Source organism: Gottschalkia acidurici 9a, from assembly GCF_000299355.1.
GTDB lineage: Bacteria > Bacillota > Clostridia > Tissierellales > Gottschalkiaceae > Gottschalkia > Gottschalkia acidurici.
In genome coordinates this window covers 1142692-1159672 of sequence record NC_018664.1, presented here as the reverse complement: position 1 = coordinate 1159672, position 16981 = coordinate 1142692, and the positions used below count along the sequence as shown (strand labels likewise).

Sequence of the window (16981 nt, the reverse complement as noted above, 5' to 3'; positions counted from 1 at the left end):
CAAAGTAATATGCCTCCTATAGTTGTTCCCAATACAAGCTTATCTATGCCTTATTTTTACCAAATAGTTTTATTATAAGTTGATTTCCAATTACATCTGCTTTTATATATATTGGGGCTTCAGAGCTATTTCTAAATTTTAAATCTAAGTATCCATATGCAACTGTAGCATCTCTTTCTTCTGGAACATATCCCACTGGCAAAGTATGTGGGTGTCTTTCTACTATATCCATCTTTGAATTCAACAAAGTATTGTAAAGTGTACTTGACACTTGACATACCCCTCCACCTTCACCTGGAACAAATTCTCCATTCATTATTACAGTTGCCTCTTTATAACCAGCACTCTTACTTCTAGGTCCTGTTGTTTCATTAAACGAAAAAACTTCTCCTGGTAGAACTACTCTCCCATCTATTGATTTAGCAGAAAGTTGCACATTGTGCACTCGATTTGAGTCTTCCAGACCAAAACTAGTAGAATATGAACCTATCTCACTACTTATTAGGCTAAGTAATTCTTTTGTCATTTTTGGTTTGTCTTCTGTTATAGGAATTTCTATAAATTCTCCAACCATTATGCTATCATTTATATTCTTTGTTAACTTTTTCTTATCTACTGCAATTCCTATAACCTCATCTGTTACTATAAATCTGCCTTCCGAGTACTTTATTGTGGCATCTTTTTTTTCTGATGATATTTCACTGTTTACTGTTTCGACTAAGCTTATAATTTTATTATCATCTTTTTTTATTTTCAACTCAATATTCTTTCCATTTAAGCTTACTGTAAAAATTTCTTTCATTCGAGCTAATATATTTCCTCTTCGGCCTATTTGATAAGCTTCTTCGACTGATTTCTGATACTCATGGTCTATACCTAAATCTTTATATTTTACTTCTTTAGTATAATTCCCATTGCCTAGAGTCATTTTTCTATTCTCTAGTCCATCTTTTAAAATGCTTTCCAGGTAATCTTTTGCTTCCTCTTTTTGAAATCCACCTACTTCAAGATCATCTATACTGACTCCATTATATATGGTATTGTTATTCAGTATATTGTAAGAAAAGCCTCCCACAGCAACTATTAATATAATAAAAACACTTATTAAAGCAATTTTAGCACCATTACTCATATATATGACCTCCTTACATTTATTAAGGCTTAACTTACTTAAGAGCTTATAATTCAACTGAATTCTAAGCTCTTAGATAAATTATAAAAATACTTTAATTATGTTAATTTTGCCAACACACTTTTATAATATCTCCATCTTTTAATTTTTGTTGATATTGTGCTTTGCCTCCATTTACCTCAAGTATTAAATTTCCTTTAGCTTTATTCATATCAAAATCTATATAGTTAAATATATCTATAAACTTAAAACAATCCTTATCATAATTTATTGACTTCGATTCACCATTTATGTTCAGATTTATAACTTTACTAGCCTTATTTGATTCATCCTTATTATTGTATTCTTTATTTGGCTCTGAATTACTATAAGTTATCATATCACCTTTATTTAAGATATAATCTCCATGGATCTCTTTTTTATCTTTATAACACTTAAAATGATTTATATCTAAATCTAAGTAATCAAAAAGTTCATAAAGTGTCTTAACCTCTGAAACGTCTATCTTATCTTCATTCTTTAGTTCGTGATTTTCACTTACTCTTTCTCCATTTAGTGATAAACTTAAAACTAAATCATGGGGCTTTCCATTTAAGTAGATCTTTTTATTTATATCTACTATGTCATAAATATTTGCCCTTCCTGATTTTCCTGATGTTGCCTCATCTAATATTATTATATCTTTATGCTTCAATTTATGTTCTAAATCTGTTAGTTTATTATTTACATATACTTTAGCAGGATCCCCAACTTGTCCTATTATGTTTTTCTCTACACCGTTCAAATAATATTTTAAATCTTCTCCTCTTTTTGCTATAAGTTTTCTAGGATTATAGTTAACTATTAATAATGCATCTGTAATTCTTGAATTTTCAGTGTTAAATAACTTTACTTTTTCTCCATTTATAGTGATTTCCATAAAATCTCTATAGCTATTTTCTGCTGATATCATAGCTATTCCTATTGGTGTTATAGCATCAGGACCCTTTATATGGTCGTTAATTCCAGTTATATTCTCAATTAAGTTTGTATCTTTAATAACCACTCTATCTTCGGGCATGTCCAATTCCTCTGATATGTATTTACTTAGTCTTGGAGTTTGACTACCTCCACCTATTAGAAATACTACACTAGGTGATCTTTCATTTAACTCTATTACTTTACTCGATATCTCTTTTGCTAATTGTCTTATAGATTCATCAATTCTATCTAAGATTTCTTCAGTAGTTAATCTGTGAATAGTCCCTACTATATCTTGAAATTCATGAGTTTTAGGTGTATTTAAATTGACTTTTAAATCTTCAGCGACATCATAGTCTAACAGATATTTAGTTACTAATTTTTCTGTTATTTCATCTCCTGCAGTTGATACCATTGCATAAGCATTTACTGTACCATCCTTAGTTATGGCTATATCTGAAGTTCCTGCTCCAACATCTATTAATGCTATATTTAAAAGTCTTAAGTTTTTCTTAACAGCTACATTTAATGCTGCTATTGGCTCTAATGTCATATTCGTAACTTCTAGACCCAATCTATCGACAACTGTAGTAAGACTATCTATTACTGTATGTGGTAAAAAGGTAGCTATAATCTCTACAGTTATGTTATCTCCTTTATGTCCTTCTAAATTTTCAATTAATATATCATCTAAAAAATAGCTTACTGCAGTATATCCTACACAATAATACTTACTATTTTCTAATTTAAGCTTATTTTTTAGATCATCCTGAGCTTTTTGCACTGCTTCTAATTCTGTACTTTTTATAATTTCATTATTTATTTCTCTAGTGAAGTCTATGTCCCTTTTAACCTTAGCTCTATTGGTTTCTAAAGCTCTTCCGGCAGCAGCTATAGAAACTTCTTTTAAGTTAAATCCTATCTGCGATTCTAAATCTTCTTTCACTTTGTTAGCTACTTTTACAACACTATTTATATCATGTATTTGTCCATCATGCATGGCTCTTTTTTCATGTTCTAAAATACTACTAGCTATGATATTTAACTTATCTTCTTTATATATTCCTACAATTCCTATTACCGTCCTAGTTCCTATATCTAAGGAAAATACTACATCTTCATCATTATTTAAAGAGTCTTTCATTACTCCCACCTCTTTCCTGAAAACAATAAGTGTATGTTTTTATTTTAAAAAGTAGTTTTTTGTCTTTATGTTTATATTATACTGTTTTTTTGTAATAAAAACAAACACCTCTTAATGGACATAATTCACACTGTGGGTTTCTAGCTTTACATATTCTTCGTCCATGAAAAATTAGTAAATGATGTGCTTTTGACCATTCATTCTCAGGAATATTTTTCATTAAATCCTCTTCTGTTTTATCTACATTTGAACTATTAGCAAGACCTATTCTATTAGATACTCTAAATACATGAGTATCTACAGCTATTGCTTCCTTTCCAAAAGCATTACTCATAACAACATTAGCTGTCTTTCTTCCTACTCCTGGTAGCTTCATAAGCTCTTCCCTAGTGTCTGGTACTTGCGAATTATATTTATCAACTAGTATTCTACTAGTACCTAATATGCTCTTGCTTTTATTTCTATAGAATCCAGTACTTTTTATTAATAGCTCCAATTCACCTTCTTTTAATTTTAGAAAATCTTCTGGAGTATTGTAGTCTTTGAATAGTTTCTCAGTAACTATATTAACTCTTTTATCTGTACATTGAGCCGATAATATGGTAGCTACTAATAATTCAAATGGTGTTGTAAAGTTTAATTCACATTCAGCATTAGGATATAGCTTTTCTAGTTCATCTATAACTTCTCTTATCTCTTGTTTTTTTAGTGTTTTCATCGTATCATATCTCCTTTTGGTAATTAAAGTATTTCTATCTCATGATTTGTCATCTCAACCCTAGTATCTCCCCCAATAAATTTTATAACATTGGAAATTATTTTATTAGCATGACTAGTATTATTTGTTACACATGCAAATCCTATTATTGAGCTTCTCCATACATCGTTTAGTCCTACTTCTGCTACAGATATGTTAAATCTAGACTGTAGCTTTCCTATAAGACTTTTTATTACATGCCTTTTGTCTTTTAAAGAATTAGCTTCATATATCATAAGCTCAACCGTACATGATCCTATAATCACTATAATCACCCCAAATTTTTAAAATAGTCTATAAGATTATTTATTTCTGATATTACGTCCCCATCTTTTTCATTCTTAATATGTTCTTCCAATATATTTAGTCCACTATTAAAGTCTATTTTTAATATAGACCATGCAGAATATTTTCTTATCATAGGACTATTATCTTTTAATGCAACCTTAAGTAATTTCATATAATCCTTATTCTTTAAGTTACCCATTTTTATTATAATATTTCTTTTAATTATATTTTTACCTCTCCAACTAAATGCCATATGTCCATATTTTTCTGTAAATTCTTTGTTAGTCATTTTAAACAGTTCCTCTAAATCTATATTCTTATATGCTCCTTCCCATTGAGAGGTTCTTTTTTCTATTATATCTTTATTTTTAGGACAAACTAACTGACAAGTATCACATCCGTATATTTTATTTTCCATCTTATCTCTTAATTCATAGGGAATTGTTTCTTTAGTTTGAGTTAAATATGATATGCAACGCTTAGCATTTAATTCATAATTTGGTTTGATTGCACCTACAGGACATGATCTTATACATAAATCACAGTCTTTACATTTAGATTCTACTTCTCTATCTTCTTCTAACTTTAAATTAGTAATTATATATCCGATAAAAATAAAAGATCCATATTCATCATTTATAATAGAGCAGTTTCGTCCAAACCACCCTATTCCTGACTTTTTAGCTAAATATCTATCTATCAGAGGTGTAGTATCTACACCTGAAAAATACTTGAAGTCTTTTTGGACTTTCTTTATTTCATCAATCAGTTTATTCATTTTCTCATTTAAAACTATATGATAATCTGTACCTACTGAAGATTTAGATATTCCTTCATACATAACACCGCTCTTATCATAGCTTACTCCTATTACTATAATTGTTTCTCCTTCCCCCATTATCTTTCTAGGAGATATTCTTTTTTCTATATCTTTTTCTTCAAATTCAGTCTCATAGTTCTTTTCTTTTCTATTTTTCAAAAATTCACTTAGTTCTGTAAATTCATTGGAGTTTGTAAATCCTATTATGTCTATACCTACCTCTTTACACTTATCTATAATATATTTTTTTATGTTCATATTAGCTCTTCCTTATAATCTAATATTTCTTAGTATTTCTATTTCTTCTTTATGTCCTTCTACTTCATTTGGAGTTTCTAATAAAAATGGTATCTCTTTTAGTTGCGGATGATTTATTATATTTTTAATAGCTTCAAGTCCTATAGTTCCTTCTCCTATTTTCGCATGTCTATCTTTTTTAGAGTTAAATTCTGTCATACTATCATTTAGATGAATTGCTTTTATCTTCTCTATTCCTATGACTTTATCAAACTCTTCTAAAACTCCATCTAAATCATTTACTATATCGTATCCTGCTGAATATAAATGGCAAGTATCTAAACATACTCCCATAATTTCTGAATATTTAACCTTATCTATTATTCTTTTAAGTTCTTCAAAATTACTTCCTATTTCCGTTCCTTTTCCGGACATAGTCTCTAAAAGTACCATAGTACTTTCATTTCCTGTTATTACTTCATTTAATATGGTTGTTATTCTTTCTATACCATACTCTACTCCTTTCCCTGTATGACTTCCCGGGTGAAAATTATATAATGAACAAGGTATTTCTTCTAACCTTTTCAAATCGTCTTTAAAAATTATTTTTGCAAAATCCCATACATTCTCTTTATATGATGCCATATTAAGTGTATATGGCGCATGAGCTAGTAATTTTCCGAAATCATTTTCTTTCATAAATAACTCTAAGTTGTTTATATCACTTCTGTCTAGTTCTTTTGCCTTGCCGCCTCTAGGATTTCTTGTGAAGAATTGAAACGTATTAGCTCCTATACTTTTAGCAACTTCTCCTGCACTAAGAAAACCTTTAGATATAGTTAAATGACAACCCAAGTACATGATTAATTCTCCTCATCTTTAATATTTTTATTATTTTGATACCATTTTATCATATTATTCAGTAAAGTTTTGTATCAATAGTCAAAGTCATGTCATACTATGTTTTATATGTTCGCTTTTATAGAGCCTTTTTATACTGGGGGGATTTAAGTGTTTTTCAAAAATAAGCATAGCATTAATAATATTCGAAATCACATAGTTGGAGTAGATACAAAGGTTCCTCTTGGAAACGGCAAAAAGAGTATATACATTAATTTTGATAATGCAGCAAGTACACCCTCTCTTTCACCAGTTTTAGATAAAGTTAATGAATTTTTAGAAGTATACTCTAGTATACACAGAGGAACTGGTTATAAATCCTTGTTATCTACCGATGCATATGAAGAATCTCGTGAAATAGTAGCTGACTTTGTTAATTGCGATAAAAGTAAAAATACAATTATATTCACTAAAAATACTACTGAGTCTATAAATAAGCTTTCATACAGATTAAATCTTTCTCCTAATGATATAGTTATAATAACTGAAATGGAACATCATTCAAATGACTTACCTTGGAGAAACAAAGCAAATGTAGTTACTGTAGATTTGCTAGATGATGGGACACTAAACTTAGATGATTTAGAACTAAAGTTAAAAGCATATAGAGGTCGTGTAAAGTTAGTAAGTGTAACAGGGTGCTCTAATGTTACTGGGTACATAAACGATATCCATTATATTTCTAGCTTAGCTCATAAGTATGGCGCTGAAATTCTTGTAGATGCAGCCCAGTTAATTCCTCACAGAAAAATAAATATGTCTGGATCTAAGAGTGATGATTTTATAGACTATTTAGCCTTCTCTTCTCATAAGATGTATGCCCCTTTTGGTACTGGTGTTCTAATAGGTCCAAAGTCTACATTTGAAAAAGGAGATCCTGAATATGTAGGTGGTGGAAACGTACTTGCAGTATCTCGAAATAGTGTATATTGGTCTGATCCACCTGAAAAAGATGAAGCTGGAACACCTAATGTTATTGGAGCAGTAGCACTAGCTGAAAGTATTAAGATTTTAAAAGAGGTCGGTCTAAATAATATAAAAAACCATGAAAAAGAACTTCTCAATCATATGTTTAAAAGTCTAGAGTCCATAAATGGACTGGATTTATATTCGTCTAAAAATAAAAAGGTTAGAGATAGTATGGTAGCTGTTATACCTTTCAACCTTAAAGGCTTTCATCATTCTTTCCTTGCCAATCTATTATCTTCTGAGGGGGGTATAGGAGTCAGAAATGGATGTTTTTGTGCCCACCCTTATGTTCATAGTTTACTTAAACTTACTCCTTCACAAATATCAGAACTACAAAGAGATATTCTGTTTGGTAGACTTCATAAGGTGCCTGGATTAGTTAGAGTTAGCTTCGGAATGTACAATACGAAAAAAGAAGTAAATAGTTTTATAAAGACATTAAAGCACATTACTGAAAATAAAAAAGAACTAGAAAGAGAGTATAAACATCTTAAAGAATTCCAATTAGTTTGATTTTTACTTTATTCGATATATTATTCTAGTATTTACTATTTTATTATTATGTATTGAAGATTTTAATAGCCGTTAGATTTATTACTTCACTTAAATAAATATTCTATCATAATGGAGTTTCACTTTATCCTAGCTCTATCTTATGTTATAATTTTATATATTATAATTAAGTGAAGTGAGGATATATATATGTCGAGTAATAAAAGACGTTTTTTGAAAAAATTTGATTTTGTTTTATTCTTTACAGTAATAATATTGAGTTTGTACGGAATTTTAATTATATCCAGTGCAGCTAAATCATCTCCCGCAGGCATTGACACCCATTCTTATGTGAAAACTCAGGCCGTTTCTACTGCGCTAGGTGTATTAATTATCTTATTTCTAATGAAAATGAATTATGAGGTTCTTGGTAAACTTTATTTGTTCATCTATGTAGCTTGTAATTTATTGTTATTATCAGTATTTTTATTTGGAACTGGTACTGAGGAGTGGGGAGCAAGAAGCTGGATTAGAGTAGGACCAATTGGTTTCCAACCTGCAGAAGTTGCTAAGATTGGAGTTATAATATGTATAGCAAAGTTTATTGAACAAAATCAAAGTAAGATAAATGAGCTTTTTACATTAGGTAAAATATTGTTATTCTCGTTTGTTCCTATAGCTCTTATACTAAAGCAACCTGACTTTGGTACTGCTATGGTTTATGTGTTTTTTATTGGAGTTATGATATTTGTTGCAGGTCTAGATCTAAGATACATTCTATATGCAGCTCTAGCAGGTATATTAAGCTTGCCTTTCGTATGGCTATCTTTAGGTGAATATCAGAGAGATAGGCTTTTTAACTTTTTAGATCCATCCAGAGACTCTATGGATTCAGGATATCAAGCTTTGCAATCTAAAATAGCGGTTGGATCTGGTAAAATTTTTGGTATGGGATTATATAACGGAAGCCAAACTCAATTTGGTTTTTTACCAGAAAAACAGACGGACTTTATATTTGCAGTTGTTGGAGAAGAGTTAGGTCTCATTGGTGCTCTTTTTCTTTTAATATTATATTTTATAATGATGTATAGGCTTGTTGACATAGCCAGACACTCAAGAGATACATTTGGAACTCTTATTGTAACAGGTATTTTTTCTATGATGTTCATTCATATATTTCAAAATATAGGAATGACCATGGGGCTTACTCCTATAACAGGAATTCCCCTTCCTTTTATGAGTTATGGTGGGACTTTTCAACTAACCAACCTTATAGCTATAGGATTAGCTCTAAATGTGAGTATAAAAAGAGATGGTCTTAGTTTCTAATAAAACATTAAAAGCCTACTAAATATTACTATGCTATAGTGATATTTAGTAGGCTTTTTCTATTGAGCTTTAATTATATTAGTTGTTACATCTTTCTTAGTGAAAGGTTCTGCTACTTCCATATGTCCCATTAAAGTATCTACTTTTTTACCATCTACTAAGAATTGTACTTTTTCTATGTTATCTAAGCTAGTTAGTGAAGAGACTATCGAATCAATTAAGAAAACTTCCTCTGTTGAACCTCCACTTAAATTTTCACTAGATATATCTACATTAGCTGTTTTATCTTTTACTGTAACACTTTTAATTTTAATTTTTTCATTTACAGCATTGAACAATTCAGGATCTTTTGAATCGTCTTTTAATTTTTCTATTACTACTTCTTCTAAAGGCTTATCTTTATCTAAAGTTACTTTAATTTCTTTTTCTACTAATTTTGTAGCCTGATTATCAGAGAAATAAACTTTAACTGTTTTTTCTTCTTTTTCTTCTTCTTTAGATTGACCATTATTTACTTTTTCTTCTTCTTTGCCTTCATCCGTATCTTTCTCTTTTTCAACTTGACTTACTTGTCCTTCTTTCGAAGTATCAGTTTTTTCTCCACTATCGCATCCTGCAAGAGAGAATATTAAAATTAATGCTAATACTAAGGTCCAAATTTTATTTTTCATAAAATCACTCCTCACAATAATTTTTATGTATTTATTAATATTATATCTTATTTTTTCTATTTGCAACCATTTTAATTAAATTGTAATATGGATATTTAATAAATATTGAAGATAGAGACCTTCTTATTCACTATCTTCAATATTTATTTTAACCTAGTAAGTTGTAAATGGTGTAGACTCAGATATGCTTGACAGGGCACTTCCTGCTTTATGTGAACACTTATTATCTACAGCTAGGTCTCCTAAAGATACTATTCCTACTAACTTTCCTTTTTCAACTACAGGAAGTCTTCTTATTTGATTTTGTGACATTAACTTTGCTGCTTCTGAAACCTCTGTATCTGGAGATACAGTTATAGGGTTTGCAGACATTATATCTTTTACAGAAGAGCTTAAGCTTTTTCCTTCTGATATAGCTCTTACTATTATATCTCTATCAGTTAATAATCCTACATTTTGCTTAGTTTTGCTGCACATAACTGGTATTACACCAACATCTAGCTCTTTCATTTCTCTTGCAGCATCCTGTATGCTAGAACTTGAGCTAATTGTAGAAACATTATGAGTCATTATATCTTTAATTTTCATTTTTTCTACCTCCTAGTATGTTTTTTCTCATACTTAGGTTATGTAGTTTTTTTATTTTAAACTAAAGAAATAAACTTTTCTCTATATTATTTAACTTCTTATCTATATCACAAATAAACTCTTTTTTATTTAAGTATGATAGTGACTCGTCTAATCCATTAAATAGTATTTTATATGCATGTAAATATTGATTGTCTAACTCATACTTTTCCCTAAAAAATTTATTCACTCTAGAATCTCCATATTTTAAATCTCCTATTATAGGATGATTTATGGAAGAAAGATGAGCCCTTATCTGGTGTGTTCTTCCTGTTATTAGATCTATCTCTAGTAATGAATAATCTTCACTGTTCTTTAATACTTTTATATCTGTAATTATTTCTTTAGAGTTATCCTTATTATCTTGAAGTATAGTAACTTTATTATTATTTTCATTTTTAACTAAAAATCCTCTTAAACTTTTACTATCTTTGATTTTACCCTTTACTATGCATTTATAATACTTTTTTACATCTCCACTTTTTATAGCTCTATTTATACATTGAAGAGTATTATAGTTTTTAGCTCCTATTATAATACCACTAGTATTTCTATCTAACCTATTACATATAGATGGAGTAAATGTTTTTTCTAGTCTTGGATTATAGTCTCCTTTACTATAAAGATATGATACAAGCTGATCTACAATATTTTTTTCTTTATAGTTTCCGTCTACAGCATGAGAAAGTATTCCTTTTGGTTTATTTATAAGAACTATATTATCATCCTCATAAACTATATTTAAATTGTGATCAGATTTTATCTCTTTTTCATCTTTAATAAATTTATCTATAGTTTCATCTGAAAGATATAATTGTATTTTATCACCTTCATTTATAATATCTTCAGGATTAACTTTAGCGTTATTTAATTTTATTCGCTTTTTTCTTAACATTTTATATATAAATCCCATATTAGCATTTGAAAAGTATTTCTTTAAAAATCTATCAACTCTTTGATTATGTTCATTTTTGTCTATTATTATTTCTTTCAAAACTTTCCACCTTCTAAGTTATATTTTTTTATATATTTTACCCTTACTTTGTTGAAAAAATCACTCAATATATGATATCATTTATTTATTATGTATTTCTTATGAGGTGATTTTTTGAATAAAGTAGTTGAGAGAGTAAAAGATTTGTTTTATGATGCAACAGACTATATTTTAGTACTTATCATCGTAGTCGTAGTATCTGGTATAATTGCTTGGAGACTCGATCTATTATTTGCTAAAAATAATGATGGTTCTTCATCAACTAATACAGCTACTAGTCAAAGCAGTAATGTGTCTTCTACTAATAAGAAAGATGCTTCAACAAATGACTTAATAGAAAAGGAAAAAACAGTAAAAAAGGTATAGTAAATGTATCTATTCCTGAAGGCTCTCTTCCTCCAACTATAGCCACTATACTTTTAGATCATGGGTTAATATCGGACAAGTATGAGTTTTTAAAAAAATCTCAGGAACTAGGACTAGACACTAAGTTAAGATCTGGAGAATATGAAATTGACAAAAGTAGTTCTATAGAGGACATTATAAGAATTATAGCTAGACAATAAAAGTGACTTATTCAGTCACTTTTATTTTTTATAATTTTAATATTTTTCATTTATATATTCATCAATTTTAGACTTTCTTTTCTTTTCTATAAATACTCTTTCTTCTCTTAATACTCTTAGTAACCATCTGCTTTTAGAATGAAATATAGCATACTCATAATCTTTTAAGACTATTTCATAAAGTTTATTATTTAGATATCTAGACTCCACTTTTATGAAGTAAGCCTCCATATTTTCAAATTTTAAAAATTTTAATAATTGCAAAGTAGATTGATCTTTTTTCGCATAATATTGATTAATCTTTTCTCTATATTCATTATATTTTCTTACAAGCTTATAATTTTCTTTTATTTCTCCTGCTAACATATTATAATACTTTGCTAGTACATTATAATATTGATAGTTATACATTCCCTTTTCATAGCTGTTTACATAAGCGAAAGGTTCTATATTCATTCTCTGAACAGAATTAAAGTTCTCTTGCAAAAGCTCTCTTTTGCTTATCTCACCATTTTCATATTGAATTATTAGTGAATCTCTATATTTAAAAAATGATTCAAAAATACTTTCAGTTTTGATTTCTTCCAAAATAAAACATCCTATCTACTCTTAATTTTTCCAAAAATTCAAATCTTTCAACACTATCTCTTTTTAAGTCTTATCTTTGTACTTATCATCGAATATGCTAAAAATAATGTTATAAATGCAGAAACGTAAGTATTCATGCTATATCTCATAGTATATAAAGAAATAATAGCAATTAATCCTCCTGCTATAGTAATAGGTATTCCCACATACACTCCTTGAAACTCCGTAACATTATATCTAGCCAGTCTATAAGCTCCACTAACTGCAAAAAGTATAGTTATTATACTCCCTATGCTACCTAAGTCAATGAGTTTTATGTTCCATATAAGTATAGCAGGAGCTATTCCAAAAGATATAAGGTCACATAATGAATCTAGCTCTTTTCCTATACTACTAGTAGCCTTAAGCTTTCTTGCTAATAATCCATCAAATCTATCTAAAAATCCAGCTATTAGTATTAGAAGAGCTGCCATATAATAATCCTCACTAAACATATGAATTATAGCTAGTACTCCTAATGAAAGATTTGATAGTGTGAATAAATTTGGTATGTTTCTCTTGATCTCCATATTTTTTACCTCGCATAATCTAACTTTTTATAAATCCGTTCGATACCATTATATAGCATGTGTTTTCTAATATCAAACTTTTATATTACTTCACTGATTCTTTTAATTCATTTAATTCACTTTCAGTTAGTTCTCTATACTCTCCCAGTTCTAAATCTTCATCTAACTTTAATGTCCCCATACTTATTCTCTGTAGATATATTACCTTTTTTTCTACTGCTTCAAACATTCTTTTTACTTGATGAAATTTTCCTTCTACAATAGTCAAGTTTATCTTTGATATTTGATCTGACTCTATTATTTCGAGCTTTGCTGGAAGAGTTTTATAATCATCCTCGATATATACACCTTCACTGAATTTTCGCCCATCTTCTTCAGTTACGACACCTTGTATTTCCGCATAGTAAGTTTTCTCCACGTGTTTTTTAGGAGATAGTAATTGATGTGCCAACTTTCCATCATTTGAAATCAAAAGCAAGCCTTCAGTATCTTTATCTAACCTTCCCACGGGAAATGGATCAAATATTTTATATTCATCATCTATTATATCTATTACAGTTTCACTTCTATTATCATAAGTAGCTGAAATTACATCTTGAGGTTTGTTCATCATTAAATATATATACTCTCTATAAATTACTTCTTCATCTTCTAATTCTATTTTACTTTTAAATGGGTTGAATTTATAAGATCTATCTTTTATTACTTCTCCATCTATTTTAACTAGACCCTTTCTACACAGTTCTTTCACATCTTTTCTACTTCCATATCCCATATTAGATAATACCTTATCTAGTCGTTCTTTTTTTTCCATAATGTTCTCCTTATTTTTAATTCATTCTCCATTCTTGACAATAATTATTTTTCAACACTCCATCTACCAATTTCGCCCATCCAACGGGGAAATTATCTATACATATTAATTTCCAACCTTTTTCGCCATCAATAATTATAGTTTCGCCTTTTAAATATTTCTTTGCCTCTATACTATTAACGTCAAAGCTTATGGTATTTTTAAACTCATCTTTTTTTATACTCATAGCAAATGCTTCACTTGGTTCAAATCTTGTCTTCACTATCTTTCCTAAGTATACACCTATATTTACAACTTTTATACCTGATGTATCAGGAGCCTCATCTGGTATCATATATACTTTATCTTGCTTCCTATGAACATTTATAGTATATCTTTTATCTAGTTTTTCCATATAGAAGTTTTCATTTATAAACTTTAAATACTCTTCTATTTCGTTGTTTTCATACTTAAACTTAGTATCAGTTCCTTCTTTCGGACATCCTTCTTTTTTAGTCAAGCAAACTATAAAGTGTCCTTCCCCTTTTGTCTTGTGTGGCCATAGTCTTCTAGCTTTAACCAAATCTTGTCTTGCGTCTATCCACTCTGGTCTTCCACTCTCTAATTCTTGTATATTTTTTATTTCTTCTACTTCAAATTCAGGAAACTTATTTAAAAACCATTCTATAGTTCCTTCATTCTCTTCTGGTGAAAAAGTACAAGTTGAATAAACTAGCCTTCCACCTGGTTTAAGCATATTAGCCACAAATTCCAATATCTCTTTTTGTAATCCGCAGCATTTTTCTATTGAAAAATCACTCCAACTTTTAGTAGATTTAGGATCTCTCCTAAACATACCTTCACCAGAACAAGGTGCATCTACAAGTATTTTATCAAAGTAAGAGTTAAATTTATTAGAAAGTTTTTCAGGGCTTTCATTCGTTATTATAGCATTTTTTATACCACACAGTTCTATATTTTTATATAGTGCCTTGATCCTTTTAGGACTAATATCGTTTGCAACTAACAAACCAGTTCCATTTAATTTTGAAGCTATCTGAGTACTTTTTCCTCCTGGTGCAGCACTAATATCTAGAACTTTATCATTAGGTTTAACATCTAGTACTTCTACTGGTATCATAGCACTTGGTTCTTGCAAGTAATAAAGTCCACAATGGTAATGAGGGTGCTTTCCAGGTCTAAGCTCATCTTCTTCTATATAAAATCCTTCTTTTATCCACGGAACTTGTTCTAATTTAAATGGAGACATAGATAAATAATCTTCCACAGATATCTTGAGTGTATTTATTCTTAATCCTTTAAGATGATTTTGTTGGTATGTTTCTAAAAAAGATTTGTATTCATCCTGTAGTAAATTCTCCATTCTACTTAAAAATAAATCTGGTAACTTCATCGTACACCGCCTAGTTTTTAGAGTTTTATATATTTAGTATTGTTTTAAATTCCTTAAATATAATACATTTTTATAAAAACTTTTTCAATAAAAATAATTTAAAGCTTTTAAACTAAATATTTTTTACCTAGGTCAATGAACTTCTCTTCATATTCTGTTTTAGTAGTTTCAATTTCCTTATCCCTGTATAGATCTAAGTATATATCCTTTAACTTTAGATTTGAATCACTTATCTCATTTAAGCTAAATTCGAACAACTCTTCATTGTCTGTCTTAAAATGAATTTCTCCATCACTTTTTAGTATCTCTTTATATTTTTCTAAAAAACTTCTATGAGTTAATCTTCTTCTTGAATGTCTAGTTTTAGGCCAAGGATCACAAAAGTTTATATATATTCTGTCAATTTCATTTGTATCAAATATTTCGTCAATATTGTTAATATCTGTCCACATAAATTTTAAATTTTTCAAACTGTTATTGTGTGCCTTTTCTACTGCATTTAAAAGAACTTCTTCCTTAATCTCTATACCTATATGAAATATCTCTCCATTTTGTTCCGCAAGAGAATTTATAAACTTACCCCTTCCCGTTCCAAGCTCTATGTGTATCTTTTCAGTGCCTAAATATTCTTTCCATTTTCCTTTATTCTCTTGTGGATTAGTTATAACTAACTCCTTATATCCTAATAATTTTTCTTTTGATCCTGGTTTTTTCTTCGTCTCATACTTCATCTCCTTTATTTAAACTTCTTCAATGCTTTGCCATTTAAATAGTTAAATTTTTTACCTTGGTATCTATTTTCTTTTTCCATTTTTTCTAATATCTCATCTTTTATTTTCCACCAGCTAGTGTTCCAGTTTACAAAAAGAGTATTTTCTTCTGGTGCTCTTCCTATTAGTCTTTGAATTACTATATTTTTTTCAAGATACTCTAGAAAAGTTATAACTCTTTCTATATATTCTTCTTTTGAAATCATTTCAAATTCATTTCTTTTATACAGATCAGATATCTTAGTACCTTCAACTATATAAAGTGAATGAAGCTTTATTTGATTTATACCAAGTGAAGATATTATTTTAGCACTTTCTATAACATCTATCGTATCATCCCATGGAAGGTTTAATATTAAGTGGGTACAAATTTCAAATCCAAACTTTTTTATTCTTAATGAGCTATCAATAAACTCTGCTAATGTATGTCCTCTGTTTATTTTTTCTAATGTATGATAATTAACAGTTTGAAGTCCCAATTCTATACTTATATTTACTCTATACTTTTCTGATATTTCTTTTAAACATTCCAAGTATGCATCTGATATACAGTCTGGTCTGGTGGATATAGATATCTCAACCACATCCTCCACTACAGACTCTTCTATATATTCTTTAAACTTATCTATTGGATGATAAGTATTGGTGAAATTTTGAAAATACGCTATAAATTTTTTTGCTTTATATCTTTTCTTTATATAATCCATATTACTATTTATCTGTTCACCTATAGATAGGTTATTTGAAAGATTTTCAAAACTTCCACCTTCTTCTCCACAAAATATGCACCCTCCTGTTCCCACACATCCATCTCTATTAGGGCATGTTCCTGGAAGATTTAATGGTAGCTTATATACTTTTTCCTTATACTTTTCTTTTAAATATTCTGAGTATACATTATAAAAGTTTTTTTCCTTCATTTTATTCCTCTTTCTAATATCAATACAAAACCCCCTAATTT

General features: G+C 28.9%; 18 protein-coding genes. 3 read left to right on the top strand and 15 right to left on the bottom strand.

Features of this window, described 5'->3' with window-relative positions; all coding sequences use genetic code 11:
- Window positions 1-43: 43 nt before the first annotated feature.
- The 6 genes from CURI_RS05455 to CURI_RS05430 all read right to left on the bottom strand — a co-directional run bounded on the left by CURI_RS05455 (window position 44) and on the right by CURI_RS05430 (window position 6199).
- A complete protein-coding gene (locus CURI_RS05455; RefSeq protein WP_014967230.1) occupies window positions 44-1132 on the bottom strand; it encodes a VanW family protein in 1089 nt (362 codons plus the stop codon).
- 103 nt (window positions 1133-1235) lie between these two features.
- On the bottom strand, window positions 1236-3236 hold the full coding sequence (locus tag CURI_RS05450; RefSeq protein ID WP_014967229.1) for a cell division protein FtsA: 2001 nt from the start codon (window positions 3234-3236) through the stop codon (window positions 1236-1238).
- Window positions 3237-3312: 76 nt separating this feature from the next.
- Window positions 3313-3954: an endonuclease III gene (nth, locus tag CURI_RS05445; protein WP_014967228.1), complete on the bottom strand. Its 642-nt coding sequence runs from the start codon at window positions 3952-3954 to the stop codon at window positions 3313-3315.
- Between the two features lie 23 nt (window positions 3955-3977).
- Complete coding sequence (locus CURI_RS05440; protein ID WP_014967227.1) at window positions 3978-4259, bottom strand: DUF503 domain-containing protein; 282 nt, start codon at window positions 4257-4259, stop codon at window positions 3978-3980.
- Between the two features lie 5 nt (window positions 4260-4264).
- Window positions 4265-5359: a tRNA epoxyqueuosine(34) reductase QueG gene (gene queG, locus CURI_RS05435; protein WP_014967226.1), complete on the bottom strand. Its 1095-nt coding sequence runs from the start codon at window positions 5357-5359 to the stop codon at window positions 4265-4267.
- 12 nt (window positions 5360-5371) lie between these two features.
- Complete coding sequence (locus tag CURI_RS05430; protein ID WP_014967225.1) at window positions 5372-6199, bottom strand: deoxyribonuclease IV; 828 nt, start codon at window positions 6197-6199, stop codon at window positions 5372-5374.
- Between the two features lie 150 nt (window positions 6200-6349).
- On the opposite strand from CURI_RS05430, the gene CURI_RS05425 reads away from it, so the two are divergent.
- Both CURI_RS05425 and rodA read left to right on the top strand, forming a co-directional pair.
- On the top strand, window positions 6350-7720 hold the full coding sequence (locus CURI_RS05425; RefSeq protein ID WP_014967224.1) for an aminotransferase class V-fold PLP-dependent enzyme: 1371 nt from the start codon (window positions 6350-6352) through the stop codon (window positions 7718-7720).
- 189 nt (window positions 7721-7909) lie between these two features.
- The gene (rodA, locus tag CURI_RS05420) at window positions 7910-9028 is read left to right on the top strand and encodes a rod shape-determining protein RodA (protein ID WP_014967223.1); all 1119 of its coding nucleotides are present in this window, start codon (window positions 7910-7912) and stop codon (window positions 9026-9028) included.
- A 59-nt stretch (window positions 9029-9087) separates the two neighbouring features.
- Here rodA and CURI_RS05415 read toward each other — a convergent pair whose 3' ends face one another.
- The 3 genes from CURI_RS05415 to CURI_RS05405 all read right to left on the bottom strand — a co-directional run bounded on the left by CURI_RS05415 (window position 9088) and on the right by CURI_RS05405 (window position 11320).
- Window positions 9088-9699, bottom strand: a complete 612-nt coding sequence (locus tag CURI_RS05415) for a GerMN domain-containing protein (protein ID WP_014967222.1) — start codon at window positions 9697-9699, stop codon at window positions 9088-9090.
- A gap of 153 nt (window positions 9700-9852) precedes the next feature.
- Complete coding sequence (locus CURI_RS05410) at window positions 9853-10287, bottom strand: CBS domain-containing protein (protein WP_014967221.1); 435 nt, start codon at window positions 10285-10287, stop codon at window positions 9853-9855.
- Between the two features lie 61 nt (window positions 10288-10348).
- The gene (locus tag CURI_RS05405; protein WP_014967220.1) at window positions 10349-11320 is read right to left on the bottom strand and encodes an RluA family pseudouridine synthase; all 972 of its coding nucleotides are present in this window, start codon (window positions 11318-11320) and stop codon (window positions 10349-10351) included.
- Between the two features lie 114 nt (window positions 11321-11434).
- Here CURI_RS05405 and CURI_RS05400 point away from each other — a divergent pair, with 114 nt between their 5' ends.
- A complete protein-coding gene (locus CURI_RS05400; protein ID WP_041701560.1) occupies window positions 11435-11686 on the top strand; it encodes a hypothetical protein in 252 nt (83 codons plus the stop codon).
- 236 nt (window positions 11687-11922) lie between these two features.
- On the opposite strand, the gene CURI_RS05395 is transcribed toward CURI_RS05400, so the two are convergent.
- The 6 genes from CURI_RS05395 to mnmL form a co-directional block, all read right to left on the bottom strand.
- Window positions 11923-12474: a DUF6648 family protein gene (locus CURI_RS05395; RefSeq protein ID WP_014967219.1), complete on the bottom strand. Its 552-nt coding sequence runs from the start codon at window positions 12472-12474 to the stop codon at window positions 11923-11925.
- Between the two features lie 53 nt (window positions 12475-12527).
- Window positions 12528-13043 carry a CDP-diacylglycerol--serine O-phosphatidyltransferase gene (gene pssA, locus CURI_RS05390; RefSeq protein ID WP_014967218.1) on the bottom strand — a complete coding sequence of 172 codons (516 nt, stop codon included), beginning with the start codon at window positions 13041-13043 and terminating at the stop codon, window positions 12528-12530.
- 85 nt (window positions 13044-13128) lie between these two features.
- Window positions 13129-13857, bottom strand: coding sequence for a pseudouridine synthase (locus tag CURI_RS05385; protein ID WP_014967217.1), 729 nt, complete (start codon window positions 13855-13857; stop codon window positions 13129-13131).
- 16 nt (window positions 13858-13873) lie between these two features.
- Window positions 13874-15250, bottom strand: coding sequence for an RsmF rRNA methyltransferase first C-terminal domain-containing protein (locus CURI_RS05380; RefSeq protein WP_014967216.1), 1377 nt, complete (start codon window positions 15248-15250; stop codon window positions 13874-13876).
- A 107-nt stretch (window positions 15251-15357) separates the two neighbouring features.
- The gene (trmB, locus tag CURI_RS05375; RefSeq protein WP_014967215.1) at window positions 15358-15981 is read right to left on the bottom strand and encodes a tRNA (guanosine(46)-N7)-methyltransferase TrmB; all 624 of its coding nucleotides are present in this window, start codon (window positions 15979-15981) and stop codon (window positions 15358-15360) included.
- Between the two features lie 5 nt (window positions 15982-15986).
- Complete coding sequence (gene mnmL / locus CURI_RS05370) at window positions 15987-16940, bottom strand: tRNA modification radical SAM protein MnmL/YtqA (RefSeq protein WP_014967214.1); 954 nt, start codon at window positions 16938-16940, stop codon at window positions 15987-15989.
- Between the last annotated feature and the right edge of the window lie 41 nt (window positions 16941-16981).